This is a genomic window from Vibrio sp. R12-SW3-ISO1, assembly GCF_059834005.1.
Genome location: NZ_JCBDGK010000052.1, coordinates 121,925 through 148,418, shown reverse-complemented (window position 1 = coordinate 148,418; position 26,494 = coordinate 121,925). Strand labels below are relative to the sequence as shown.

27 protein-coding genes are annotated in these 26,494 nt (G+C 49.3%); 10 read left to right on the top strand and 17 right to left on the bottom strand.

The features are described from left to right. Position 1 precedes the first annotated feature (1 nt). The 9 genes from AC6R0R_RS17480 to AC6R0R_RS17440 form a co-directional block, all read right to left on the bottom strand. On the bottom strand, positions 2–1,495 hold the full coding sequence (locus tag AC6R0R_RS17480) for a Na+/H+ antiporter subunit D (protein ID WP_334552315.1): 1,494 nt from the start codon (positions 1,493–1,495) through the stop codon (positions 2–4). After that, positions 1,492–1,845 carry a Na+/H+ antiporter subunit C gene (locus tag AC6R0R_RS17475; RefSeq protein ID WP_334552316.1) on the bottom strand — a complete coding sequence of 118 codons (354 nt, stop codon included), beginning with the start codon at positions 1,843–1,845 and terminating at the stop codon, positions 1,492–1,494. Before AC6R0R_RS17475 ends, AC6R0R_RS17480 begins: the two co-directional genes overlap by 4 nt. Continuing rightward, a complete protein-coding gene (locus tag AC6R0R_RS17470) occupies positions 1,846–2,283 on the bottom strand; it encodes a Na+/H+ antiporter subunit B (RefSeq protein WP_500627648.1) in 438 nt (145 codons plus the stop codon). Continuing rightward, positions 2,283–4,568 (bottom strand): putative monovalent cation/H+ antiporter subunit A, encoded by a 2,286-nt coding sequence (locus tag AC6R0R_RS17465; RefSeq protein ID WP_500627647.1) that lies wholly within the window; start codon positions 4,566–4,568, stop codon positions 2,283–2,285. Before AC6R0R_RS17465 ends, AC6R0R_RS17470 begins: the two co-directional genes overlap by 1 nt. A gap of 392 nt (positions 4,569–4,960) precedes the next feature. Beyond that, on the bottom strand, positions 4,961–6,127 hold the full coding sequence (gene nhaA / locus AC6R0R_RS17460; protein ID WP_500627741.1) for a Na+/H+ antiporter NhaA: 1,167 nt from the start codon (positions 6,125–6,127) through the stop codon (positions 4,961–4,963). 337 nt (positions 6,128–6,464) lie between these two features. Continuing rightward, positions 6,465–7,589 (bottom strand): lipocalin-like domain-containing protein, encoded by a 1,125-nt coding sequence (locus AC6R0R_RS17455; RefSeq protein ID WP_500627646.1) that lies wholly within the window; start codon positions 7,587–7,589, stop codon positions 6,465–6,467. Continuing rightward, positions 7,589–10,042 carry an ABC transporter permease gene (locus AC6R0R_RS17450; RefSeq protein ID WP_500627645.1) on the bottom strand — a complete coding sequence of 818 codons (2,454 nt, stop codon included), beginning with the start codon at positions 10,040–10,042 and terminating at the stop codon, positions 7,589–7,591. The genes AC6R0R_RS17455 and AC6R0R_RS17450 overlap by 1 nt, the downstream gene beginning before the upstream one ends. After that, positions 10,023–10,694 carry an ABC transporter ATP-binding protein gene (locus AC6R0R_RS17445; RefSeq protein WP_334552321.1) on the bottom strand — a complete coding sequence of 224 codons (672 nt, stop codon included), beginning with the start codon at positions 10,692–10,694 and terminating at the stop codon, positions 10,023–10,025. The genes AC6R0R_RS17450 and AC6R0R_RS17445 overlap by 20 nt, the downstream gene beginning before the upstream one ends. A 123-nt stretch (positions 10,695–10,817) precedes the next feature. Further along, positions 10,818–12,191: an MATE family efflux transporter gene (locus tag AC6R0R_RS17440; RefSeq protein WP_500627644.1), complete on the bottom strand. Its 1,374-nt coding sequence runs from the start codon at positions 12,189–12,191 to the stop codon at positions 10,818–10,820. A gap of 118 nt (positions 12,192–12,309) precedes the next feature. Between AC6R0R_RS17440 and AC6R0R_RS17435 the strand changes: the two genes are divergently transcribed. After that, positions 12,310–13,737, top strand: a complete 1,428-nt coding sequence (locus tag AC6R0R_RS17435; RefSeq protein WP_500627643.1) for a DUF2867 domain-containing protein — start codon at positions 12,310–12,312, stop codon at positions 13,735–13,737. Between the two features lie 61 nt (positions 13,738–13,798). Here AC6R0R_RS17435 and AC6R0R_RS17430 read toward each other — a convergent pair whose 3' ends face one another. From AC6R0R_RS17430 to AC6R0R_RS17415, 4 genes are all read right to left on the bottom strand, one after another. Continuing rightward, positions 13,799–14,452, bottom strand: a complete 654-nt coding sequence (locus AC6R0R_RS17430) for a DUF2913 family protein (RefSeq protein ID WP_500627642.1) — start codon at positions 14,450–14,452, stop codon at positions 13,799–13,801. Further along, positions 14,452–15,657 (bottom strand): Bcr/CflA family multidrug efflux MFS transporter, encoded by a 1,206-nt coding sequence (locus AC6R0R_RS17425; protein ID WP_500627641.1) that lies wholly within the window; start codon positions 15,655–15,657, stop codon positions 14,452–14,454. The genes AC6R0R_RS17430 and AC6R0R_RS17425 overlap by 1 nt, the downstream gene beginning before the upstream one ends. 141 nt (positions 15,658–15,798) lie before the next feature. Next, a complete protein-coding gene (gene rsuA / locus AC6R0R_RS17420) occupies positions 15,799–16,500 on the bottom strand; it encodes a 16S rRNA pseudouridine(516) synthase RsuA (protein WP_500627640.1) in 702 nt (233 codons plus the stop codon). A 60-nt stretch (positions 16,501–16,560) separates the two neighbouring features. Then, positions 16,561–17,466 (bottom strand): LysR family transcriptional regulator, encoded by a 906-nt coding sequence (locus AC6R0R_RS17415; RefSeq protein ID WP_500627639.1) that lies wholly within the window; start codon positions 17,464–17,466, stop codon positions 16,561–16,563. A gap of 270 nt (positions 17,467–17,736) precedes the next feature. On the opposite strand from AC6R0R_RS17415, the gene radD reads away from it, so the two are divergent. From radD to AC6R0R_RS17385, 6 genes are all read left to right on the top strand, one after another. Continuing rightward, the gene (gene radD, locus AC6R0R_RS17410; protein WP_500627638.1) at positions 17,737–19,476 is read left to right on the top strand and encodes a DNA repair helicase RadD; all 1,740 of its coding nucleotides are present in this window, start codon (positions 17,737–17,739) and stop codon (positions 19,474–19,476) included. An 87-nt stretch (positions 19,477–19,563) separates the two neighbouring features. Beyond that, positions 19,564–19,950 carry a PepSY domain-containing protein gene (locus AC6R0R_RS17405; RefSeq protein ID WP_500627740.1) on the top strand — a complete coding sequence of 129 codons (387 nt, stop codon included), beginning with the start codon at positions 19,564–19,566 and terminating at the stop codon, positions 19,948–19,950. A gap of 15 nt (positions 19,951–19,965) precedes the next feature. Then, positions 19,966–20,622, top strand: coding sequence for a response regulator transcription factor (locus AC6R0R_RS17400; protein WP_500627637.1), 657 nt, complete (start codon positions 19,966–19,968; stop codon positions 20,620–20,622). Then, entirely contained in the window at positions 20,615–22,021 is a 1,407-nt protein-coding gene (locus tag AC6R0R_RS17395) for an ATP-binding protein (protein WP_500627636.1), read from the top strand. Before AC6R0R_RS17400 ends, AC6R0R_RS17395 begins: the two co-directional genes overlap by 8 nt. A gap of 187 nt (positions 22,022–22,208) precedes the next feature. Then, the gene (gene rplY / locus AC6R0R_RS17390) at positions 22,209–22,487 is read left to right on the top strand and encodes a 50S ribosomal protein L25 (protein ID WP_334552334.1); all 279 of its coding nucleotides are present in this window, start codon (positions 22,209–22,211) and stop codon (positions 22,485–22,487) included. Between the two features lie 95 nt (positions 22,488–22,582). Beyond that, entirely contained in the window at positions 22,583–23,149 is a 567-nt protein-coding gene (locus AC6R0R_RS17385; protein WP_500627635.1) for a hypothetical protein, read from the top strand. A gap of 27 nt (positions 23,150–23,176) precedes the next feature. Here AC6R0R_RS17385 and AC6R0R_RS17380 read toward each other — a convergent pair whose 3' ends face one another. Beyond that, positions 23,177–23,611: a GNAT family N-acetyltransferase gene (locus tag AC6R0R_RS17380; RefSeq protein ID WP_500627634.1), complete on the bottom strand. Its 435-nt coding sequence runs from the start codon at positions 23,609–23,611 to the stop codon at positions 23,177–23,179. Positions 23,612–23,772: 161 nt separating this feature from the next. On the opposite strand from AC6R0R_RS17380, the gene AC6R0R_RS17375 reads away from it, so the two are divergent. Then, positions 23,773–24,009: a type II toxin-antitoxin system CcdA family antitoxin gene (locus AC6R0R_RS17375; RefSeq protein WP_500627633.1), complete on the top strand. Its 237-nt coding sequence runs from the start codon at positions 23,773–23,775 to the stop codon at positions 24,007–24,009. Positions 24,010–24,017: 8 nt separating this feature from the next. Next, positions 24,018–24,374, top strand: coding sequence for a CcdB family protein (locus tag AC6R0R_RS17370; RefSeq protein ID WP_500627632.1), 357 nt, complete (start codon positions 24,018–24,020; stop codon positions 24,372–24,374). Between the two features lie 60 nt (positions 24,375–24,434). Here AC6R0R_RS17370 and AC6R0R_RS17365 read toward each other — a convergent pair whose 3' ends face one another. The 3 genes from AC6R0R_RS17365 to AC6R0R_RS17355 form a co-directional block, all read right to left on the bottom strand. Continuing rightward, positions 24,435–24,659 carry a hypothetical protein gene (locus AC6R0R_RS17365; protein ID WP_500627631.1) on the bottom strand — a complete coding sequence of 75 codons (225 nt, stop codon included), beginning with the start codon at positions 24,657–24,659 and terminating at the stop codon, positions 24,435–24,437. Between the two features lie 162 nt (positions 24,660–24,821). After that, positions 24,822–25,043 carry a VF530 family protein gene (locus AC6R0R_RS17360; RefSeq protein WP_334552347.1) on the bottom strand — a complete coding sequence of 74 codons (222 nt, stop codon included), beginning with the start codon at positions 25,041–25,043 and terminating at the stop codon, positions 24,822–24,824. Between the two features lie 118 nt (positions 25,044–25,161). Beyond that, positions 25,162–25,755, bottom strand: coding sequence for a TetR/AcrR family transcriptional regulator (locus AC6R0R_RS17355; RefSeq protein WP_500627630.1), 594 nt, complete (start codon positions 25,753–25,755; stop codon positions 25,162–25,164). A 110-nt stretch (positions 25,756–25,865) separates the two neighbouring features. On the opposite strand from AC6R0R_RS17355, the gene AC6R0R_RS17350 reads away from it, so the two are divergent. After that, a complete protein-coding gene (locus tag AC6R0R_RS17350; protein WP_500627629.1) occupies positions 25,866–26,408 on the top strand; it encodes a carboxymuconolactone decarboxylase family protein in 543 nt (180 codons plus the stop codon). The last annotated feature ends 86 nt before the right edge of the window (positions 26,409–26,494 follow it).

Below are 26,494 nucleotides of genomic sequence, written 5' to 3'. Positions count from 1 at the left end.
CTTATTGACCTCCTAACACAGCATCGATGTATTGCGCAGGATCCAGTAGCTGATCCGCGGTCATGCTCGCGAGATTAACAAACCATTCAGCGTTAATACCAATCGTAACAGTAATGATTGCCATCAAGATGATCGGTAGGTAAAGGAAGAATCGCTCAGAATCAGACATCGCTGGCAACACTTCCGCATCCTCTGGCAGCTTCTTCCAGAACGCTTCCGCCCAAATCTTTACCATCGAATAGAGCGTCAATAGCCCCACGGCGAGCGAAGCAATCACCCCTATCCATGCTTGAGCATCAATACCCGCCTTGATCACGACAAACTTAGCGAAGAAGCCTGACAACGGTGGAATACCCGCCAGAGACATGGCTGGGATAGCAAACAAAATCGCGAGGAACGGCGCGGATTTATACAAACCACCTAACCGACCCAGATCGTAACTGCCGTGCATACGGTGCATCACACCACCGATAAGGAACAGGTTGGTTTTCACCACGATGTGGTGGAAGAGATAAAATACCCCACCCAAAATCGCCAATGGTGTAAAGAGCGCCAAACCTAAAATCATGTAGCCAATCTGGCTCACGATATGGAAAGACAAGATACGACGCACTTCAAACTGCGCCGCCGCACCCAGCACGCCCGTCACCATGGTGAAAATACCCATCCACATCAACAAAGTACCGTGAGTAAAGGCGATATCACCGACAAAGATTAGGCTAAACACGCGATACAGTGCGTAGACGCCCACTTTAGTCAACAGGCCTGCAAACACCGCAGAAATGGCGACCGGTGGTGTATGGTAGGAGGCTGGCAGCCAGAAAAACATCGGAAATGCCGCCGCTTTAATGCCAAACGCCACCAAGAAAAGTAGTGAAATTACTGTCACCACTTGTGGGCTGTCTGTGGTCGCCAATTTTTGCCCCAGATCCGCCATATTTAAGGTACCTGCATAGGCGTAAAGCAAACCAATCGCACTGAGGAACAATGCAGAAGAGAGCAAGTTAAGCGTCACATATTTAAGCGCGCCCTCCATTTGACTGCGTTCGCCGCCTAAAATCAGCAAGCCAAACGATGCCACCAGCATGATTTCAAACCAAACGTAGAGGTTGAAAATATCACCGGTTAGGAAAGAGCCAATGACACCGGCTAACATCAGATGCAGTAGCGGGTAGAAGCCGAACTTTTCGTGCTCCTCACTCATGGTGGCCAAGGCATAAATGGAGATACAAAACGCCACGACTGCTGACACGGTGACCATAATCACCGCCAACAGATCCGCCACCATTGAAATACCATAAGGTGGCTGCCAGTCTCCCAAGGTGACCACTTGGATCCCATCGTTATAAACGGTGTAGAACAAGGTGACCGCGGCAATCAGCAACGCAAAATTAGAGAACACACTGATCCAGCGTTGCAGCGTTTGATGTTTCCACAGCGTCATCGACAACGCCGCGGCAAACATAGGGATCAGTACGGGCAATAGAAGCATCATAATTGTGAATCTGTACTCTTCATTTCGTTCATGTCATCTTGACCGATCACGCTGTAAGCGCGCTTAATCAGCACCACGGCAAAGGCTAATACGCCAAAGCTGATGACGATAGCAGTCAGAATAAGGGCTTGGGGCAGAGGGTCAGCAATCGCGCCCACCGGAGCCGTCATACCCTCAGCGATCAGTGGTGGCGCTCCGCGAACCAGACCGCCACCAGTAAAGATCAGCAAGTTGGTCGCATTCGACAGAATGATGAGGCCAATGACCAACTTCACCACACTGCGGCGCAACATCATGTACAGAGCAGCGGCGTAGAGCGCACCGATCACCAAAGCAAATAATGTGGTCATTTAATCCTCCAACTGTGCCAGTGAGAAAAGCAGTGTCGTGACCATGCCGACAACGACAAAGTAGACGCCCACATCAAACATCAGCGGCGTACTCAGTTTAAGCTCACCCAATCCCGGCACATTGACGTACCACCATTGCGCGGTCAAAAACGTGCTGCCAGATTTAATCACACCGACAAAACCGCTGAGCGTTGAGATAATCAATCCTCCACCCATCAGGTAGGTGCTGTCGATACCAATCAACTTGCGCGTCTCTTTGGCATCAAACGCGAACAAGTGCAATGCAAAGGCCGCTGACGCCACCAGTCCCGCGATAAAACCGCCGCCCGGCTCATCATGTCCACGCACCAATAAAAACACAGAAAACAGCAGCAACATCGGCAGCAGAAAGCGTGCGATGACCTGCAAAATCATAGAAGTACTTGTCTTGTTCATCATTAGTCCCTCTTCGAACGCAGCATCGCAGTCACACCAATCGCCGCCAACGACAAGACGAAAATCTCACCTAGCGTATCCAGTGCACGGTAGTCGACCAAAATCACGTTAACGATATTGCGCCCTTTCGCGATCGGCACACTGTTTTCGATTAAGTAGCCGCTGATGCCGCCAGGCATCGAGAAATGCACCACTGTCATCAATAGCGTTGCCATCATTGCACCAAACAACAGGGCGACGATGGTGTCACGCCAACGTACATCCGCGCTTGAGAGCGTTTGGAACTTAGGCAGTTTGAACAAAACCAACACCAACATGATTACCGTCAGAGTTTCAATCAGCACCTGAGTGATGGCCAAATCAGGCGCGCTGAAGAAGACGTAAATCAGCGCCATGGCAAAACCGAGTGCGCCAAGGGCCGCCACCGAGCTCAAACGTACTTTGGTCAAACAAGCAAACGTAATCACCGCAATGATCAGAATCGATAGGCCGATCTCTTTGAGCGTCACGTCAGAGAAATCCAAATCCCAGTGGAAACCAACGCGGGTAACCATGGCGTACGCCACCAAACCGATCGTCGTGAGGAAAATGGTCAAAATGTAGTTCGACATATAACCATTTTGCAGTTTGGCGGTACTCCATTTGGCGAATTTCACCATGTTGTCCATAAAGACAAAGTAACCCGTTTCCGGCCCGTAGTTGAGTAATGGTTTGGCTTTAATTGCACGTTTGCCGAGTTTATCCCACTGCTTAAACAGGAGGTAACCGACCACCATAGCCGTAATACTCAGCATCAGCGGAAGATTGAGACCGTGCCACAGCGCGAGATCCACCTTACTCGCAGGATTACCGAGAATCGCCGTCGATGCAGATACAACAAGCGGCGAAGCCAATGAAGGAATCAAGCCAAGAACCAGACCTAGCACCGAAAGTACCGTAAAGCCAAGACGCATTCCAAGCGGCGCTTCGTGCGCCTCTTTTGGCGTGGCTTTATTCTCACCCCAGAAGGGTTTGATCACTAATAGCCCTGCACAAGCGACAATAAAGATGGAGGTCAACAGCGCCATAAGCGCAAGCAACGCTGCCCAAGGGCTGGACAACACGCCTTCGAGCATCATCTCTTTACCGATGAACCCAAACAGAGGTGGAACGCCTGCTAAAGCCAGTGCGGCAAGTGACATGAACGCCGCGGTGTACGGCATCGCTTTACGTAGCCCGCCTAACTCACGCACATCTTTGGTGCCCGTTTCGTGATCTATGGTACCCGCTGCCATGAAGAGTGCACCTTTGTAGAGGGCGTGGCCAAGTAAGAACACCACCGCCGCCACCAGCGCCGCTTCCGTGCCGATACCAATCAGCATGGTCAAGGTTCCCAGTGCCATCACGGTTGAATAGGCCAAAATACGCTTCAGATCCGTGCTGGTCACCGCCATGGCCGCGCCCAGGAGCATAGTGGTGGCGCCAACAAACGTCAGTAGCCAGGTCCAGAGCTCATGCCCCGCCATCGTCGGTTGCAAACGTGCCATCAAGTAGACACCGGCTTTGACCATGGTCGCAGAGTGCAGGTAAGAACTAACGGGCGTTGGCGCTGCCATCGCATTAGGTAGCCAAAAGTGGAATGGGAACTGGGCCGATTTAGTAAAGGTGCCGCCCAAAATCGCCAACATCATCACGCTAAACAGCGCGTGCGTTTGCAGCTGCGTACCTTGCGAAAGGATCTCATCGATCTGATAGGTGCCTGCAAGGCTGCCAAGCAGAATAATACCAGCCAATAGCGCCAAGCCGCCGCCGACGGTGACAAACAGACCTTGCAGCGCAGATTTACGCGACGACTCTTTTTCGTGGTAGTAACCGATCAGCATGTAAGAGGTAATACTGGTCAGCTCCCAAAAGACAAACATCGCCATCAGGTTGTTGGATAACACCACGCCCAACATCGCGCCCATGAACGCCATCAAATAGGTCAGCAGTTTGCGTTGATCCGGTTTGTTGGCCAGATAACTGCCCGCATAGATAACGACAAAAAAACCGATCCCAGAGATCAGCAGCGCAAAGAGTAAACTCAGGCCATCTAACCAGAAATCGAGACTGATACCCAACGAAGGGACCCAGTCATAACGAATCAGAAGTGGTCCTTGCTCTGTTATCTGAGTCCAATAGGTTGAGAAATAGACAAACAACCCCGCTGGCAATAGCGCCAACAGTTTACTGGTCTTCTCACCAAATTGGCGAAACAGCCAAGGAACAAACGCTGCCAGGAAAAAACCGGACAGGACTGCATACAGCATCGAAAAAGCCTCCAAGCTATAAAGCGTTAGCGAAACTAGAACATGAGTGAAACTCACACGTTAGTGAAACAATAGTTGATCTAGCTCACCTTACGTTGAATGTGCGAAAGTTTATTCAAATCCTGTTAACAATAACATTCGCTTCTCTAGAGCTAAATATTCGAAAAAAGCGAACTTAAAGTGGAAATTAGTAGGAAATACCATCAAACATAAGCATTGATGATAGTTCAACCTCTCGCATAGGTCACATTTACGAAACACGATGAAACACTTTTTTGTCGTGTTACTTACCCTTGCCTCTTCGCGTACTTTCCCTTTTAACGATTCCGCAGGCCCTTAACAAAAAAGCCCGCCGGGGTGACCTGGCGGGCTTAAATTAAATGTTTATATCACTAGGATGAGGCGGACACGGCCACAGGCTCTTTCGGCAGAGAAACACGCAGAGCAATGTAGCCCAATACCGCTGCCAGTGTTGACCCCATCAAGATACCTAAACGTGCGTAAGTGTCGAGCGTGGCAAAATCAAAACCAAAGGCTAACGAAGAGATGAAGATCGACATCGTAAAACCAATACCACACAAAATAGAGACGGCAAACAGATGTCGCTTAGTGATGCCTTCTGGCAACACAGTAATTTTCAGCGCCAGTGAGGCCCAGCAGAACAACATGATGCCAATCGGTTTACCGAGTAACAGCCCCATCGCGACGCCGAGTGGCACCGTTGACATTAGGCCGTCCATTGAAATGCCCTGCAACGAGATCCCCGCGTTCGCCAATGCAAACAGAGGCAACACGCCATAGGAGACATAAGGGTGTAGCCAGTGCTCAAGGTATTTGAGTGGTGAGTAGAGCTCCTTCTCACTTTTTAGCGGAATAGCAAAACCAATCACCACGCCAGCCAGTGTCGCATGAACGCCAGATTTCAGCACCGCGAACCACAAAATCGCCCCGACAATCAGGTAGGGAGTCAGGCGTGTTACACGCTTCGCGTTAAGCCAAAACAACACGCCCGTAGAGACAAAGCCCATGGTCAACGCAAGCGTCGACAAGTCTGACGTATAGAAGAAGGCGATAATCAGTACCGCGCCTAGGTCATCGATGATCGCCAGTGCCAATAGAAACACCTTAAGAGCGATCGGGACGCGTTTACCCAAGAGCGCCATAATACCAAGTGCAAACGCGATATCCGTTGCGGCTGGAATCGCCCACCCTGCCATTGCGTTGTCGTTACCCCAGTTCATACCAGCATAAATCAAAGCAGGAACCACCATTCCCCCCACGGCAGCAACCGCTGGTAATGTGGCGGTTTCCTTTGACTTGAGCGCCCCCTCCACCAGTTCACGCTTGACTTCAAGGCCAATCACAAGGAAGAAAATCGCCATCAAACCATCGTTAATCCAATGCGATAGCGACATCCCGAAGATATAGATGTGTAAAAAGTGCTGATAATGCTCATTTAAAGGTGAGTTTGCGATAGTCATCGCCACGACAGCGGCGACGATAAGTAAAATCCCACTGGCTGACTCCAATCGGAAGAAGTCGCGGACCCATTTGTTCATCATTTAAGACCTATCTGATAACGCTATTTATAAAAAACTAACGAGAACACCCAATGAATGCTTAGAGACACTAGGGCTATCATGCCGCATTGATGTCGTCGCTAAACATGTCACCTGTCGGACACAATCAACCTAACTCTCTGATTGTGTATCATAAATTGAGGCGACAAACCATAAAATCAATGCAATACCCAGCATAAATAGCACCAACGAATAGGTTTAACCTCACTTCTATCACCAAACTGAATCATTAGTATAGAACATGCAAAAAAAAAGCAGATTACCCTGAGGTAACCTGCTCTTAACAACGATAATCAATTAGAAACAATGAGTAAAGTTAATACCCTATCAGCTGCATGAAGCCTTGTGCCTTATGACTACCCGTAGTTTTTATTGGTCCTTCCCAATAAGGCACAAAAAAGGGCAGCCAAAGATTCTGATTAGTCGCAGATACGGTGAGATGAATATTATGCGCGGGCACTTCTATCGTCCAACTCATCGGCACTCGCTTGCCACGCGCGACGAGACTTGGCGCATAGGGCGTAACGACAAGATCAGAGTCTGCGAGATTAATCACTTTCCCATCGTTACTGGATAAGGTGCCAAACCAATAGGGAAGTTGCTTGTTTTGACGATATTGACTCACAGATAACGTAGTTTCATCATCCAGATGGACGACAAACCAATCCCAGCCCTGTTGCCCTTCAGCGAGTAAGCCACTTCCCCACTCTTTACTCATCCACGCTTTGCCATCGACCTTAATCTGACGATCGCCCGGCAACGTGATTGAGCCCTGTACATTAAGGAAAGGCGCGAAAATATTGTAGGACGCAATCGGCAGCAGATCGTGTTTGGCCACATAGCCACGCTCACCCGGCAGGACAAAAGGTCCATTGGTCGACGCACTCAACTGGACACTAAACTCATCGGTTTGCGCAGTGAGCATGCCAGGAAACGGCGTTCTGCCAAGCGATCGCCAGTTCCAATTATCGATCCACATGCGAAAAGGCTGTGACGTCATTTCTGCTTGGCCAATCCCACCTCGAGCCACCCGCTGCTCTTTCCAAACGCCATATTGACTCGATACCACAAGATGAGACACGTAGACCTCGGGGCTTAACCAACCACGCAAAGGTTGATCATGACTGGCAATCCGAATAAAGCTCCACTGAATCCCGTATTCAGTGCCGGCCTCATCTTGCACATTAGCAAAAAACTGCCACCAACCGTGCTGGTACTCATTATTGAAGGAAAAGTCGTTGGGTAAAATCACGGGGTAGTTGGGCAGCACAGGCTCAAAGACCTGCCTTTTTTGCGCGCGCAGCATGTCATTCATGCTATCAAAGTCATTTGTTTCTTCAGATGGCGTCTCGCGAAAGATGATCAACAGCGCAATGAGCCCTGCGACCACCAAACCCACTGCCATAATGGCTGAACGACTCAACACTCGACCTTGTGTCATTACAATGCATCCCTTAACGATTTCATCGGCGTGTTTCGTACCATCCGCAATACCGGCAGAGCCCCGGCTACCATCAACGCGCCCATCGCCAACAAACCAGTGATGAGATAAGCTTGCGGAATCAATTGCAGCTCAAGCGTCCAACCAAACGACTGTTTGATGATAATGTCCACCACCAACTCCGCCAGTACCCAACCGAGCGGCAATGCAATCAGCATCGCGATGGTACCAAAGACAAACAGTTGTAAACCACCCATCACGATCAGCTCCCACCCTTTCATGCCAAGACAACGCAGCAAAGAGACGTGTTTTTGGCGCGAGATCTCGCCCGCGACAGTGGCGAAAAAGATACCAAACACAGCAATAATCAAGGTAATGTTGCCCAAGGTGTCTGCGATAGAGAAGGTGCGGTCAAAAATGTGCAGCGCTTGCTTATGAATATGACTGTTGTCAAACACACGCTCAGCGTCAATCCTAAACACCGTCTCCAAACGGCGTTTCAAGGCACTGGAATCGATGCCATCATTGAGCACAGCGCCGAGCGCCACATTGCCGCGTCCTGCGTAGGCGTACAACCAATTTCTGTGTGATAAAAGCACCTGATTGTAAGGGTTGCCGTAATCGTAGTAGATGCCGACCACTTGCCAACCACTGCCAAGTCGACCTTTCAAATCCAAGGTATCACCGGGACGAATGCCGAGCTTTAACGCCATTGACTCACTGACCATCACCCCTTTGGTGTTGTGCAGATAGTACCAATAGTTCGGGATACCGAGTTTAACGGTCAGCGCTTCTAGCTCCCCTTCGGAACCACCGGTGCTGACCACTTGCAGCACGCCTTCTTTCTCCGTGACCTCTTTTTCCCATCGCCACCAGACCGACTTCACTTCGGGTTGCTTGGTCAACCAATTGCTCATGCGAACCGACGCACTGTTACTCGGGTAAATGTAGAGATCGGCGGCCAAACGTTGGGATAGCCACTTATCCGTGGTATCTCTAAAGCTACCCACCATGGTTTCCACCCCAATGTTGGCAGCCATCGCCAGCATAAAGGCCATGGTTGCCACACCGCGGTAACTCATACTAGATGCCGCATCAGCAAAGAACCAACGCGCTTTCACCCAGCGCAGTTTATAGGAAAGGATATTGAACACTTTCCAGATAATAAACGGCGTGATGAGCGCGGCACCAAGCAGCAAGCAAGTAATAATGGCAAAGCCTGTCTGTTGAGTTTGTGGCGCTTGGTAAATGGCGATCCCCGCCACCGCTAATCCAACAGCAATCAGCGCTTGAATAGAGAATTCACGGCCGGCGAAGCGCACTAAAGAGAGACGAGTGGTTAAACGGACCGGCTGAGAGCGCAGCAATCTCACCAAAGGCCAACCACAGGCGATAATGGCACCGAGTAAGGTCAGAGAGAGGCTGTAAAGACTGGAAGACCAACTCCAACCAATCACCAAGCCAACATTCGCATCGTAGAGGTCACCAAGGCTTGCCGATACCGCTGGCATCAACTGCTTCGCGAGCACCATGCCAAAGGCGTTACCACAAAGCCAACTCACCAAGACTAGCGCCACTAATTCAATGCACAGCGACGCCGCCAATTGAACGCCACTGACACCGGTTTGACGAAGTACACCCACTAATGGCTGGCGTTGAATTAAAGAGAGCGACATCGCTTGATAAAAAATAAAAAGACCCACTAAGAACGCCATCATCCCCATCGCACTGAGATTGACGTGGAACGCCTCCGTGAGCGCTTCGAGTTCAACTCGAGAGTTGCGCGCCAAGTTCATGCCGTTGGGCAATAGCTCTTTCAACCGCTCGACTTTCTCGAGCGGCATCTCACCACACGCAATGACCGACAGACCAGAACTGCGTTCAATCATTCGTACCAACGACATGTCCGCGACGATACGAGTCCCGTGGATCAAATTTTGCTTATCAACGATGATCGGCCCTAGCTTACTGCCATCGCCAAGTTCGACAAAATCGTTATTGTGCCAACGCATGTGCTCGGCCAACTCAGCACTGACCATAATCGGGTATGGCGGCTTCATCAGATCAAGAATTGAAGCGCTTTTTAAGCGTGTCGCGGGCGTACCTTTGAGCATGAACATAGGATCCATGCCCACGACGACCAGATCGCGGTAATCGTTGGTTCTGACGCGAACGAAATCAAACGGCGCACATTGATGAAAGCCTTCTCGGCGCAGTTGAATGTAAAAACCTTGCGGAATCTTGTTGGTCGCGTGTTTGGGGCGGATGCGATAAGGCAAAGGATTAGAAAAGAGTTTTTCGCCATGCGCGTAGCTTTGTCTCGCATGCTCATTGATCGCGGTTACGCCAACCAATAACGAGACGCCCAGTGTCAGGCCAAGCCAAACAAGCAGAATTTGAAAAGGATAACGTCGGTAATGCCCCAGTAATGCCTTAATGACGGGCCATAACATGGAGTTGCCCTCCTTGCAGACGTACCTTTCCTTGCATGTGTTCAGCTACGCGCTCACTGTGCGTCACCAACAGTAGGGTGCAATCTAATTGGCGACTCAATGAGGTCAAAAGTCGCATCACGGCTTCAGCATTGCGCTCATCCAAGCTTCCTGTTGGCTCATCGGCAAGCAGCAATTTAGGCTCCATATAGAGCGCGCGAGCAATTGCGGCTCGCTGCTGCTGACCGCCCGATACCTCTTCAGGGTAACGGCCAAGCAGCGGCATGAGATCCAACGCAGATAATATTTGTCGCCACAATCCGGCGTCTTCTGGTAAGCCTTTCAATTGGCGGCAGAAGCGGATGTTATCGGCAATATTAAGAGTGGGCAGCAAGTTATACTGCTGAAAGATAAGACCAATGTTATTGCGACGGTAGAGGGTGCGCTCGCTTTCGGTGGCGCTGTCCATCGACATGTTAGGGAAGCGAATGGTGCCAGAATCAACGACATCCAGCCCAGCAATCAGATTGAGCAGGGTACTCTTGCCAGCCCCACTCTCGCCCATTAATGCAATTTGCTGCCCCTGGTTTAACAACAACTCAGCACCTTGTAAGACAGGGTGAAACTCACCGCCGTCGACATAGCCTTTACACAGGTCTGTAAGTTGTAGCATTAACCGTCTCACCTTTGATAGAAATGGGACTGTGAATCTACACTAAATTGTGATGAGTAGAAAGTGTTTTGGATGGGAGATCACAACATATGCATCAAACCCCACCACTTCGCTGCACGATGTCTAATTTTCGATCAAATTTCGAATCCATTTTTTACTTTTGGTACGGTATATGGATCCAAACCACTTGATCGCTTCTTCGGTTAGAAACAGCAGATAAATCCACTGAGGTTCCATCCCAAGACCGATAGCAGCAAACGCGGCCAAAGGAATCCCAATCAGCCACTGCGCGACAAGATCTTGATAGAGGCAGAACTTCACATCGCCCCCCGCACGCAATACACCTACGATCAGCATCATGGGGACAGAGCGAAGCACAATCCCTACACTCAAAATCACAATGAACTGATCGGCCAACGCGCGGGTCTCATCGGTGAGAGCACTGAAGGCACCAAGCACCGCCCCTTGAACCATATAGAGTAAGATAGCCACGATCACGCTGACCGCTACATTCAATATCGTGACGCCAATCGCTTGATAATAGACTTCTTGATACGCTTTAGCGCCAATTTGATTTCCGACCAACACGGCCGCTGCATTGGACATACCAATCAACAAACTGAGAGAGATCGACTCAACTGGCGTCATCACCGAGAGCGCCGCCAAACCCTGCACGCCAGATTGTCCCATAATCGCGTGATAGACAAAAAGTCCCCCAGCCCAAGCAAGAAAATTAAAGGTCGTCGGCAGAGAGAGTTTTAAGAAGCGCACGACCTTATCTAGCTTTAGGATAGCTTTGATGTCATCAACACCAAACGCCAGTAAGTGTCGACGCAGATAGAGATAACCATACAAGGTGCCCACTTCAATCGCACCACTAAGCACGGTGGCAATTGCCGCCCCTTTGATGCCCATGGCTGGCATACCAAATTGACCAAAGATAAGCACCCAGTTAAGAAAGATGTTCGCAACAATGCCGATGCCACTAAAGAAAGTACTAATGCCGGGGCGATGCATGGCGCGCAAACCCACAGACATACTGGCCACGCAGGCCACAGCAAACATACTCACCGAGGTTAACACCAAGTAGTCGCTGCCCAGTTGATTGACCTCTGCGGAATCTGTTGTCAGCGCCATAATCTCACTCGGAAAGAGGAGGAAAAACGCGGCGGTCAACGCCGCAAATACCATCGAAACAAGCCAAGTTAACGCCGTACTCTGCCTCACCCCTTGCTGATCACCGGCGCCCCAATACTGCGCCGTAAGCAGTGCGCCTCCGGTGGTCACCCCAACCAGCATAATGGTGGTCACGAATGTCGCACGCGCGGCCACACCCACCGCGGCGATCTCCGCTTCACCTAACTGACCCAGCATGATCACATCCACCAAGCCTCGGCTAGAGAACATAATGCTTTGCAAGGTGATGGGCAGCGCAATAGCAATAAGGCGACGAATAAAATCGCCACGAGTGTGCGACAAAACCTGAGAAATGAACAAGAGCACGTCCTTTTTGGTAAGGTGATCAAAGCGTTGAGCGGTGGGTTTGGGCAGAGCTGCAACTTGTCGCTATTATAGGTGTGAATCACTTTGTTGCTCAAGACCATAAGGAATGTCGATGAAAAAAGTGTTGGTGCTGGGCGGATCTGGCTATGTCGGGTCACAACTGCTTCCTCAGCTGTGCGAAAAAGGTTACAGCGTCACTGCTGCTTCGCGAGAGGTTTCGGCATTGAAGGCGCGTATCCCGCCGCACCCCAACCTTACCTTGACTTACATAGACCTGGCAGATCGCGCCGAGACCATCAAAGTAGTGCGCGCCTTTGATATCGTCCTGTTTTTGGTTCACGGAATGGCCCACGGTTCTGACTTTGTCGATTATGAAATCAGCTTGGCAGAACATTTTCGCGACGCACTTCGAGTGAGCCAAGTGAAACATGTGATTTATTTAAGTGCGCTCCAACCGCAAACAGGCAACTCACAACACCTTAAAGCGCGTTTGATGACCGGACAGATCATCCGTCAAGCGGGCGTGCCTATCACCGAGTTACGTGCTGGCGTCATCATTGGTCCTGGCTCGGCGGCGTTTGAGATCATGCGCGACTTTGTTTACAACCTGCCTATCCTCATCGCGCCTAAATGGGTCGATTCAAAAGCGAATCCCATCGCATTGGCGAACCTTAATCACTACCTACTCTGCCTGATCAAAGAGCGAGTGACTCAGCATCAATGCTTTGAAGTGGGCGGCCCAGATGTGTTGACCTATCGAGAACAGTTTCAGGTTATCGGTCAAGCGGCGGGCAAACGGGTTCGACTTGTGAGCACTGCGCTGCTCACGCCTAAGATGGCCTCGCGTTGGCTCGCCTTGGTGACCTCCGTTCCTGCGTCGGTCGGCTCGGCGCTTCTGGCGGGGCTGTCTCATGACTTTGTCACGGACTCAACCAAGATACGCACTCGCTACCCACAGACCTTAATTGACTTTCAAACCATGATTGAGCGCGCGATAGAGCAAGAGGGAGAATTCGTGCGCAGTAACGTGTGGGGTTATGACCCTGCGGCGCTTAGTCGCTGGCAACCGGGCTACGGCTATTATCCGAAACAGGCGGGCGCGACGATAAAAACGCCAATGAGTTCCGACGCGCTGTGGCAAATCATTCAAACCATCGGTCAACCCGATCAAGGCTACTTTTTCGCCAATGGCTTGTGGCGAACACGCGAATGGCTTGACGTCTTGTTTGGCGCTGGAGCGCCGATTCGGCGTCAACCTCCTGGGCCAGAGCTTAAAGTGGGTGATTTTATTGACTCGTGGAAAGTGATCCGCTGTGAACCCAAGCGTTTTCTCTCGTTGCTGTTTGGTATGAAAGGGCCAGGTTTAGGTCGTTTGGAATTTTCTATTGAGGATGATGGTACCCAGCGCGCACTCAGCGTCACCGCTTGGTGGCACCCGCAAGGTTTTTGGGGGCTAATGTATTGGTTTGCCATGATGCTGCCACACCTGTTTATCTTCAAAGGTATGGTGAGAGCTATTGTGAGAAAGGCGGCGACATAGAGCGCGAAAAACAACGCCTTGCGTGTCAGCAAGGCGTTGTTTTTATAATTAAGAACTCAGGCTAAGCCGTCAAGCTAAGGGGAATTTCAGGCAACTGCGTTCCACGATTGGCAGGAAAAATAAGGTATTCACCGTGGTACTTCACATTCGACTTGTAGTCGGTCACCTTGTGCACCAAAAAACCTGCGTCAGTCGCTTTTTCGACGAACTCAGCGTGATTACCGCGCACAAACCAACTCATCGGCTTGACTAAAGTCTCGCCTTCAAAGCAAGCGTCACATTGATCCGCGCACAGCGCCAAGGAATTTTGCCCTTCCGTAAAGAGTTGCACCTTACCCACACCCACTAAGGGTTCTGAGGTAGAGACTTCCCAATCCGCGTTCTCCATCAGATCCAGGAACTGCTCAATATCACTGTCTTTCAGCGTTCGTTCCTCACCACTAAAGAAGGTATCGTACAGCTTAGCGATGCGTTTAAACGTGAACAACAGCCCTGCTTCGTTGCCTTTTGAGCGCCCCATTTTTTGCCAACGCGTCAGGTCATTGCCAACCACGCGATGAAAACGCTGTTCTTTAAGCGCTCTGGTCACCCAACGCACTAAATAGTGATTGTTGGCGACCGGAGCGTCGGTCAGCTTTCCTAAACGATGCTGCGCATCGAGCTCTTCAAGCGCAAGTGTGACTAACTTGCGCATCTCAACTGTGTATTCAGACATTACGCCTTTCTTCCAAAAAATCCATACAACGCGGCAGAGAGTATCGAACATGCCGTCATGGTCGCTATCATCGGCCATGTTGCGTCACTTGGCAACATCGCCACCACCACGCCAATCACGGAACCCGTACCAAAACGCAGCGTGCCCGCCAATGATGAAGCCGTACCAGCCATCGACGGGTAACCGCTTAACAGCAACCCCATACTATTACTGCCGATGGTCGATAACGTGCCGATAAACAGCACCACAAAAGGCACAGTGCCCCAAAGACCAAGATCCAGCATCCAGGCAATGAACATCCCAACGCCGGCGAGCAATTGCACCGCAAGACCAAATCTTAGCATCGTGTGCGAGCCGACTTTACGTACCAAGCGGCCATTGATGCTGGTCATAATGATCATCGCAACGATGTTCAAACCAAACAGATAACCAAAGTGATCTGGGCGTACGCCATAAATATCAATGTAGACAAACGAGCCTGCGGTCAAAAAGGCAAACATACCGGCGAATGAAAACGCACCGGAAAAAATCAACCCCATCGCCACAGGGTTGGCGCACAATCGGGCATAGTTTTGCATCGTGGTGCGAAAACGCAGCGGCTGACGCTTCTCCACTGGCAAGGTTTCTGGAATTTTCCAAAGCACCAAGGAGATCACGATGGCGGCAAAAATTGCCAGGATCCAAAAAATTGCTCGCCAGCCAAACCAAATGGCGACGTGACCGCCGATCATCGGCGCCACCAAAGGCGCTATGGTAATCACTAAGGTCACAAATGACATGGTGCGCGCGAAATCCTCACGATCAAACATGTCACGCACGACAGCTTGAATAATGACGGCCGCTGCAGCGCCCGCAAAGCCTTGCGCGGTACGCACCCAAGTGAGCGCTTCAATACTTGTGGTGGTTGCACTCACCAATGAGGCCAAACCAAAAAACAGCACGCCAAGGATCAGCACCGGGCGACGACCATAGCTGTCCGCCAATGGACCATGAATCAACTGACCAATAGCAAAGCCCGCGGTATAAGCCGTAAGGGTGATTTGCACCGCGCCACTTTCGACACCGAGATCGGCAGCGATGGAGGGCATCGCGGGCAAATACATATCAATCGCCAGTGGCGTTAAGGCACCAATGGCGCCCAAAACCAAAAACAACAAAAAGCTCAACTGAGGCGTGTCGGTGTTGGTAATAGCAGTATCAGACATAAGTCTCCTATCCGATAGCGAAAAAACGAGCCGCAGAAAGGCGGCTCGTCAAAAGAAATGAAGTTAACCGGACTATATTCAACCGATTGAGCTCAAATTACTAGTTCCTATTAGGAAATAAAGCTCTTCCAAATTGGGGTATTAATTCCAAATAGAATCAATTTCTACTTGAGTCAGGTAACGGTATTCACCCGGTTCAAGCGAATCATCCAGCGCTATAGCACCGATGCGTTCACGGTGAAGATGCTCAACCTTATTGCCCAGTGCAGCAAACATGCGTTTCACTTGGTGGTACTTGCCTTCAGTAATCGTCAGCAGCACTTCGTGCTCATCTGTATTGACTATCTCTAGTTTCGCGGGCAGCGTCGGCTCTTTCTCATTGCGCAGTTCGATACCGTGGGCGAGTTTTTCAGCATAGTCGTCACCGATAGGATCGGCCAGCCACACTCGGTACGTCTTCTCACACTTATGCTTCGGTGAAGTGATGCGGTGCGACCACTGGCCATCATCGGTAATCAACACCAAACCTGTGGTATCGACGTCTAATCGCCCAGCAAAATGCAGGTTCTCAATTTTCACCTCATCTAGCAGCACAAACACTGTGTGATTAAAACCGTCTTCATGAGAGCAGACAAATCCCTCAGGTTTGTAAAGCATGATGTATTTTGGTCCTGGTTTGCCGATTTCACGACCCTGCCACTCGACGACGCACGTGTCGGAAACTTTAACTGCACCGCTTTTTTGCACCACATCGTTGACCGTCACTTCGCCACTTTTGATGATTTTCGTGGCTTCTTTTCGCGTCGCACCTAAGGCATCGCAGAGAAATTTGTCTAAACGCATTTTTACCTCACTCTGTGTTCGCCGCGCAGTATACAGAGTTCACTGCGCGCTGCGAACCCTTTACGCTTGCGCCAGCAACTCAATCACCAATGAGCGGAGCCACTGATTCGCTGGGTTATTATCCAGCTTCTTCGGCCAATTGACCCATAGCGCGACCTTGTTGATCTCATAAGGTACAGCCATCGTTTTAATGGGTAATGATGCTTGCATAAGGCTGGCGACGTCTTGTGTACAGATACCAATAGCATCTGTATGTGCAATCGTGTGTAGCATTGAGTACAGTGAGTTGTGGTCGCTGTGTATTTTACGCTGTGGGATCGGCTGCTTAGCCAAGGTATCCGCAGCACGAGTATTAAATCGAACCAAATTCAGAAAAGCGTGAGACTCGGCAAAATACTGCTCATAACTAATGGTATCGCCAATACGAGGATGATCACGATGGACCACGCACACCATCGACTCCTCTTTAGCTAGTTGAGAGGCAATACCTCCCAGTCTGGGCGCAACATAATCCACCACCAAGTCGACCACCCCGCTGGCGAGTGAATCATAAGTGTCATCTTGATCGGAAGGTAACGCGGCGAATATCACCTCAGCGCTAATGTCATGCTGGCCAACCAAACGCTGAATTAGGTCTGACATATACACGTCAGGCACATAGACACGAAACGCTCTATCCGTTTTGCTTGGCGAGAAATCCTCATAACCGAGAATGGTCCGTTCTATCGAATGAAATGGTTCAGCGACTTGCTTAAACAGATCATGCGCGACAAACGTTGGCTCTACACCGACGTGTTTACGCTGAAATAAGGTTTCCCCTAATTGTGTATTGAGTCGCTTGACCGCATGACTCACCGCTGAGGGGGTCAAATCCAACTCCTCGGCGGTCACAGTATATGAGTGACTTTTGTAGACGCTAAGAAATACGCGCAAAAGATTAAAATCAAAATGGGTGGCCTTTGGCATCGATTTACCTGATTAAAGCGAAACTTCTATCACCAATACAGCAAAGGCTAGCCCTATGTAGCAAGGGCGATGCTCGTTGATTGTGACACGGGTTTGTTTATTTGCACTCTTATCTACACAATGTCTACGTATCAGTACTGTCTATCAAGATACCACATATTGAGATGAGTATAGACAGAACAAAAGACAGTTTTAATATGAATTTAATTCATATTAAAATAACATTTTTACCTGTGTATAATTGTAAAAAATTCTCAGCTACGCATTACCATGTACACCCTCAGACCCTACCAAGAAGACTCCGTCAAAGCGGTAATCCATTACTTTCGCGCCAATCAAACCCCTGCGGTGCTTGTGTTGCCAACGGGTGCGGGGAAAAGCTTAGTCATCGCAGAATTAGCGCGTTTGGCAAAAGGGCGAGTCTTAGTGCTGGCACACGTCAAAGAGTTGGTTGAGCAAAACCACGCCAAGTACGAAGGTTACGGGTTAAAGGGCGCGATTTTTTCTGCCGGGCTGGGCCGTAAGGAGACCGATCAGCAAGTGGTGTTTGCCTCAGTGCAATCGGTTGTGCGCAATTTGGACGCGTTCAGTCACCAATTTTCGCTACTGGTGATCGATGAATGCCACCGCGTACCGGATGACAAAAACACCAGTTATCAAAAAGTCATTCGCCACTTGAGCGAGCTTAACCCGGGCATTAAAGTGCTTGGTCTCACCGCCACACCCTATCGCCTGGGTATGGGTTGGATTTACCAGTACCACACACGCGGCTTAGTACGCAGCGATGAACCGAGGTTCTTCCGCGATTGCATCTTTGAACTGCCTATCCAATATTTGCTTGATGAAGGGTTTCTAACGCCCGCTACGCTGCTCGATGCCCCAATACTGAGCTATGATTTCTCGCAACTCAAACCCGCTAGTACCGGGCGCTATAAAGAGTCAGAACTTGATATGGTGATTGACAATGCCAAGCGCGCAACACCACAAATCGTCGAACAAATCATCCAACACGCCGAGCACAGGCAAGGCGTGATGATATTCGCCGCCACGGTGAGGCACGCGCAGGAGATCTTTTCGCTTCTCCCTAGCGATCACACCGAGCTGGTCATCGGTGATACGCCTACTACGGAGCGTGACAGCATCATCGAACGCTTTAAGCAGCGCCAAATCAAATATCTGGTCAATGTCTCGGTGCTGACGACGGGCTTTGATGCGCCGCATGTGGATCTGATTGCCATTCTTCGCCCAACGGAATCGGTCAGCTTGTATCAGCAAATTGTTGGTCGTGGGTTACGTTTATCGCCAGGAAAAGGTGATTGCTTGGTACTCGATTACGCGGACAACACTTACGATCTCTATCAACCCGAAGTGGGCGATCCAAAACCAGACTCGGACAGCGAGATCATCACCATCCCCTGCCCGGCTTGTGGCTTTAACAACAACTTTTGGGGCAAGCTCGATAGCAATGGCTTTTTAATTGAACATTTTGGCCGTAAGTGCCAAGGGTATTTTACCGATGAAGAGACGGGCGAGCGCGAGCACTGCAACTACCGCTTTCGCGCAAAATACTGCGGTGATTGCGGCGCCGATAACGATATAGCTGCGCGTATTTGCCATGAGTGTGACGCCACCTTAGTCGACCCAGATAAGAAGCTTAAAGAGGCGTTAAACCTTAAAGATGCTTTAGTGTTTGAGTGCTTGGCGATGGACTTTTCACTGCACAAAGATGGCCAAGGTAAAAACCAGCTCCGGGTCAGCTACGTGGGTGACAACGATGCCAAGGTGCATGAATTTTGGTCTCTCACCACACCTAAACAGAAAAAGACCTTCAAAGATCGCTTCGTTCGTCCGCATTTGGCGGACAAGCATCGCCCCTTTGATACCCTATCACCGAGTAAAGTGGTCGATAATCAACACCGCTTTCGCCCGCCGCAGTTTGTGATTGCGCGTAAGGTCGGGCGCTTTTGGAAAATGCGCGATAAAATCTTTGACGATGAGCTGAGCGGATAATTCACTCAAGGTTCATCTTGTTGCGTGTATGCTCATGTTGATTCTGAACAGAGGAATATACTGATGAATACACTGAGAACACCCCGTATGAGTCAATTTTTACCGGCTTCCTTTCTTCTTGCTAGTGCCGTCTTCTTTTCTCTGCCCAGTGCGGCGCAAGACGGCCACGCCCTAGTTCAAGATGAGTACCACCCGGGAACCCGCGTCGATCTCGAGGGCGATCAAGACGAAGTCTACAGAGCGGTACAAAATGGCGACATTCGACCCTTTTCCGAGATGTACGCAGCGGTCGAGCGCGACTTGCATGGTAGAATCATCCAAGTCGAACTGGATCAAGATGATGGCATTTGGATCTATGAGCTCAAACTCAACCACAATAACAACATCATTAAAGTCGAGTACAATGCAGCCAGTTTAGAAATGCTGGAAATCAAAGGCCGACACTTTCGCGACGCGCTTAAACCCACTGAATAAGGAGCCTCGGTTAGAATGAAAATATTGGTGATTGAAGACGACCTTCGCCTTGGGCAACAAATTCAAGCGTCTTTTGACGATGCAGATTGGGTTAGTGAGTGGTCTGCCGATGGTGAGGATGGTCTATATCGTGCCACCAGCGAAGAGTGGGACGCAATTGTATTGGACTTGGGCCTACCCAAACTGGATGGGCTTTCGGTGTTGAGTGGCATTCGCGCCAACAACATCAATACCCCAGTGGTGATACTCAGTGCCCGTGACGCGCTCAGCGAGCGAGTAGAAGGGCTAAATGCTGGCGCCGATGATTACCTCACCAAACCGTTTGAGATGGTTGAGTTGATCGCCCGCGTTCGCGCCCAGCTTCGCCGAGCCTCTGGCAATGCTTCACCCGTCATGCAGGTGGGTAACCTGAGCCTCGATACCCGCAGCTCTACCGTACTCTGGCAGCAAACCCCCGTCACACTAACAGCGCTAGAATACAAAGTCGTCGCCTACTTTATGCACAACCCAGACAAAGTCATCTCTCGCACCGAACTGGTCGAGCACATCTACAAGCAAGATTTTGATCGTGATTCCAACACCATTGAGGTCTTTATTGGCCGTATCCGCAAAAAAATCGCGCCTGACGTCATCAAAACCGTGCGTGGGCTAGGATACCAGCTCAATGCCTAAGCTCCGCGTCGCCAACCTTAAAAAGCTCAGCCTAAAAAGTCGCCTGGTCTTTGCCGCTATCATCTGGCTCACGGCGATGATCATCGCCGCCGGCGTGACGGTACCGACCCAAGTTCTGCACTATATGGTTGAGGACAGCCGCGATCAGCTCTCTATTTATATGGATGAAATGGCGGGTGCGCTTAACGTCAATGATAGAGGTAAACTCTCGCTCTCTTCGGGCTTATCCGATCCTCGCTTTACTCGCCCTTATAGTGGTTTCTACTGGCAAGCGAGCACTGATAGCGACACGCTGCGTTCGCGTTCTCTGTGGGATCAGACGCTGACCTTCAAAGGCGCAAAAAAACACAAAGGCAAAAGCGCTGTATTTGGGGCAAAAGGCGAGAAACTCATCACCATAGATTCGACCCTCTATTTCCCCGATTACAGCGGCCCTATTCAAGTGACGATTGGCATGGATGAACAGCCCATCGAAGCGACCGTCACCGAGTTGATGGGTCAGCTGTGGCTGATTCTCGGCTTACTCTATCTTGGGCTTCTGACTGTTATTATGCTGCAAGTAGAGTGGTCATTAAGCCCACTGGGCAAGATGAAGAAAGAGTTGGCCGAGCTGCGTCGTGGCGAAAAAAATCGCCTTGATGAAGCCTACCCCAAAGATGTAGCTCCGGTGATCAGTGACCTCAACGCGCTGCTGTTTCACTATCAAGAGCTTCTCGAACGCGCCCGTCATCACGCTGGGAACCTCTCGCATGCCTTAAAAACGCCGCTGTCTGTGCTCAAGAATGAAATCCGTCAATTGGGGGAGGCTGAACAAGCGAAGCTGACCCCAGCCATCGATCAAATTCAGCACCAAATTGATTATCACCTCGGACGCGCGCGCATGGCCGGCGCCAAAAACATTCTCGCGGTAAAATCCAATCCCGCCGAGCGCGTCGATGCCATCACGCTCGCGTTTGACAAAATATACGCCAACCGAGGCTTAACCGTCATCAATGAACTGGATTCTGATATTGAGCTTGCTGTGGAACAAACCGACCTCGACGAGATGCTGGGTAATCTTTTGGAGAACGCCTATAAATGGGCCAGCAGCATGATAAGAATCTACAGTGTGGATGTCATCACTGATGAAGCAAAACGCGAAGCCGACGACGGACATCAACTCTCCATCGTGATTGAAGATGATGGCCCCGGAATTGCCAAAGAGCACATTCAGCAAGTGCTAAAACGCGGCGTGCGCTTAGACGAGCACACCCCTGGCTCGGGGCTAGGTTTGAACATTGTACAAGAGATGGCACACAGCTATCGCGGCGCACTGAGCTTAGAAGCGGGTGCTCAAGGTGGATTGAAAGCCATCCTCACCATGCAACGCGCGAGTGCAACTAAGAAGCACAAGCGCTAAACCGTTGAAACAAAATAGGCGAAATTGTCGCGCGTACGGCGAATATCTATTGCGAGAAAACGGTATGGATGGTAGTATCCGCGCTCGTTTTAAGAGTTACGACCAATTTCTCTAAAGCGCACACCACATCTGCAAGGTCGCATTGCGAGATGTGAAGTTAATTTTTTCATATTTGAGAGTAATTACTATGAAATTTGAAGCAGTAGTACGTACTGAACTAGGTAAAGGTGCGAGCCGCCGCCTACGTCACGCTGGTAAATTCCCTGCTATCGTTTACGGTGGCGAAGCTGCACCAGTATCGATCGTTCTTAACCACGATGACATCGTTAACCAAATGGACAAGCCTGAGTTCTACGAAGGTATCGTTCTAGTGATCGACGGCGCTGAAGTGAAAGTTAAGCCACAAGACGTTCAACGTCACGCTTTCAAGCCAAAAGTTGAGCACATGGACTTCATCCGCATCTAATTCCTCCTACCAAGGAATAGCCGGATTGTAATCCAGCCTTTTGCATAAAGAATATCGGCCTTACCAACCGAGACTTCTAAAAATTCGAAACCCCGATGCTACCAACATCGGGGTTTCACCGTTTTTGGAACAATGAAAGTCGTTTCTATATCCCCTATCGCACTCTGATCGCTAATCCAGTATTATCAACGCGTCTACTCAAACATTTGTACACCATGCTGAACAAAGAACAACTGCGCACCGAGCTCCTAGAGACCCTTTCCACTCAACGCAAAAATGCATTGGATGCGGCGGATACCGCCCATGATCTTGCTACGCATGAACAAAGTGTCGCAGAAACACAGTACGATACCGTTGGACTAGAGGCCGCGTACTTAGCACATGGCCAATCGCAACGTGTGGCTGAATTTGATATAACCATTAATCGCCTTAAGTCCCTGCCGCTTATTGATTTTGACGAAGAAGATGAGATCAAACTCGGCGCGATAGTGACGCTCTCAGATGACATGACGTGTTGGTTTTTACCTGCATGTGGTGGCTACAAACTCGATAACGACCGCGTTGTTGTCATCACTCCTCAGTCGCCACTAGGAAAAATGCTTGATGGAGCGGAGATTGAAGAAGTCCTGCAAGATGGTAGAGAAATAAGAGGTATCCAGTAAGAGTTTCATCAGATTTCCTTTGAGCAACTACCTCTTTACTATTTGATGCCGCATTTCAACTAACTGATGTTCACCCACAATCTCCACTTCTTTGATGAACTCAAAGCCAAACCTTTCATAGTAATTTCGAAGATAACTATGAGCGTGGATCACAATAGACTCAACACCATTACTCTGCGCATAACCCATCAAAGCCTGGACAACTTTTGAGGCAACTCCATCACCTCGATATGCTTTTGTGACCGCTACCCTAGCCAAAGTACACGTACTGCCCTGTTTCACTGTTAGGCGAGCAGTGGCGATGGGTTTATCTTGTTCCACAACTAACGCGTGGATTGACTCTTCATCTAGTCCATCAAGGTCTAATTCTTTAGGGATCTGTTGCTCAAGTGTGAACACCTGATAGCGGATAGTTTGAGCTCTCTTTATCAACTCGGCATCATTCCCAATAGTGACTTCCATTGCTATGTATCTCCAACAACAAACACATGGCCTAACCAATGTGAAACTGACAACCGCATAGTAAAAATGCCACGCGGGATGAATCCCTCTTGAACAATTTGTCGTATGCCTAGCTTTTACCTACACTAAATGCGCATCATTAATACGCATGGAAACACTTCATGAAAAATATATATAGCACACATGCACCTAAAAAGGCGACAAACCTTAGTTTAAACAGTGAGTTACTTGCCGAAGCTAAGCGCCTAAACATCAACCTATCAGCAACAATGGAGAAGGCTTTGGAAAAAGAAGTAAAGCAACAATTGAAAGCCGAATGGTTAGAACAAAACGCCGAAGCAATTGAAGCGTGTAACGACTTAACTGCAAAACACGGACTATTTTCTGATTCATACTGAGTATTCTAATGTCACAATTTACACTTTATAAAAACAACGATAAGAGCACCGCAAGCACTTACCCGTATTTTGTTGATGTTCAAAGCGAGTTGCTCGATTCACTAAATAGTCGCTTGGTCATTCCCTTAACTCCTATCGAACGGCTAGAGAACAAAGCCCCCAGCCATCTGTCCCCTACGATCCATATTGATGAAGGTGACTTTGTGATTCTTACTCAACAAATGGCCAGTGTACCAACTCAAATCCTCACGACCCCAGTCAACGATCTAAGCACATTTAGAAACGAAATTATCTCACCCCTCAACAACCACATCACTCTGGTCGAATTAAAAAGCCACTACAATGCAGCACATTTTAAGAGATGAAACATCAATGACTGCTTCTTGAAGCCAATGGTCAAATTCCATAAGTAGACTACGTCTTGCTCAACTTACAGAAAAGATCACTCGTTCACCCGATGCATGATCATCCAGCTCCAAAATCACACCTAAAAAGGTTTTGTCTTCTAACGCGGCTAAGATTACGTCTTTCTGTGTGGTCATGATGCGGCTTAAGAACGGTTTTATAGCAATCGTTGCTAACGCCAATGGAACACTCACCGTACTTTCTTTCACTTCGTTCGTGTAGGTCTCGATTCTGAACATTTTCATCGCTTACTCCATAATCAACCAGTGCCATATCAAGATACTGCAAATTTTGGAAAGTCGACTTGATGTATCTCAAGTACTGCATCGGCCACTCAAACCGTATCTTCCGTCAATCTCTCTCAAGCGTAAGGTTGACGTAGCCTATGGCTTTGCGATCTTGTTTGATCATTGGCAGAATGTTTCAATATAGAGCGCTTCAACCTTGTCTCTTGCCCATTGAGTTCGGCGTAAGAACTTCAGCGACGATTTGATAGAAGGATTGTTATAGAAACAGTTAATTGGAATCTCTGCATCCAATCCCTCCCAGCCATAGTGCTCTTGTAAACGTACAAGTATTTTCTCAAGGGTTAAACCATGTAATGGGTTATTGGGTTGCTCTTGGCTCATTGTCAGCATTTCCGAATCAAGGTAAGGGGTGGAGAGTTTAGCAGATTAATACTTGCCGGTGTTCTTAACTCTGGGCTCGGCATCCATACCGTCAGGATAAACAGCGGATTGCTATCAATCAGTGGGGATGCAATTCGCGCCGAAAACCGTTCATCATGGTTGCGATCAATCCCTTTAACGTATTGTCGTCACTGCGACGTGAGTATGCTCTAAGACCTGTGAACTGGATCTGGAACCATTGTGCAAGGTGCAGTGGGTCTTGCTCTTCTACCTCACCGTTGGCAATCGCTTGTTCGAACAATGTGACAAGAAAAGCTTCAAATTGATTCGCTAAGCCCTGCGTTTGCGAGCGAAGCGTATCAAATCCTTCGTCAAACTCACTGGCCGATTTAACTAACATACAAATGGCACTGGGATTTGTATGGCGCTGCGTGATCACTACATCTAAAACAAACGCTTCTAACGCGGACAAAACCGCTGAATGTTGCGCTAAGTGATCCTCAAACTGGGCCTGAAGATTCGCGACGTACATCTTTAATGCTTCACAATACAAGCCTTCTTTAGAACCGAATGTCGCATAGATGCTACCAGGGCGAAGGTTCACATTTTCTTGTAAATCTCGGGTAGACGTCGCGTGAAAGCCTTTCTTCCAGAATAGATCGGATGCGACCTTCACAACTTCCTCACGTTGAAATTTTTTTGTATTCGCCATGATTAACCACCATTTTTGAACATGTGCTCAATTTTATATTGAGCGACCGCTCAAAATCAACTATGCTGACTCTGTCGAACTTAATCAACATCACTACCAGGAGATGAAACATGGCAGAATTTAAACTATACACCGCAGAAAACGCGCCAAAAGAGTCCAAGCCTCTAATCGAAAACTCAGTAAAAGCATTTGGGATGCTACCCAACCTTCATGCTGTGATGGCTGAATCTCCAGCACTGCTGGAGGGGTATCAGGTATTACATGGTCTGTTTCAAAGCACTTCATTCAACGCAGAAGAATTGACAGTCGTTTGGCAAACCATCAACGTCGAGCATGGCTGTCACTACTGTGTACCGGCTCATAGCGCTATTGCAGCGTCAATGAAAGTGGACCAAGAGATTGTCGATGCGTTGGTTAACCAAACCCCACTGGCGAACCAAAAACTCGAGACGCTTCGCGAAACAACACTGCAGATGGTGCGTCAGCGTGGCGTGATTGACGATACGCAGATCGAACAATTCTTTGCGGCTGGTTATAGTCAGCAGCAGCTGTTGGAAATCGTACTTGGACTTGCACAAAAAGTAATGAGTAACTACACCAATCACCTTGCTGATACACCGATCGACGCGCCTTTTAAAAAGTTCGTCAAATAACCCGCATTCAGCGAGTAACGCTGGTTCTGAATCAAGGACCAGCGCTAGTTTCTTCTAATGAAGAAAAAATGCGGTAAATAGCCCCG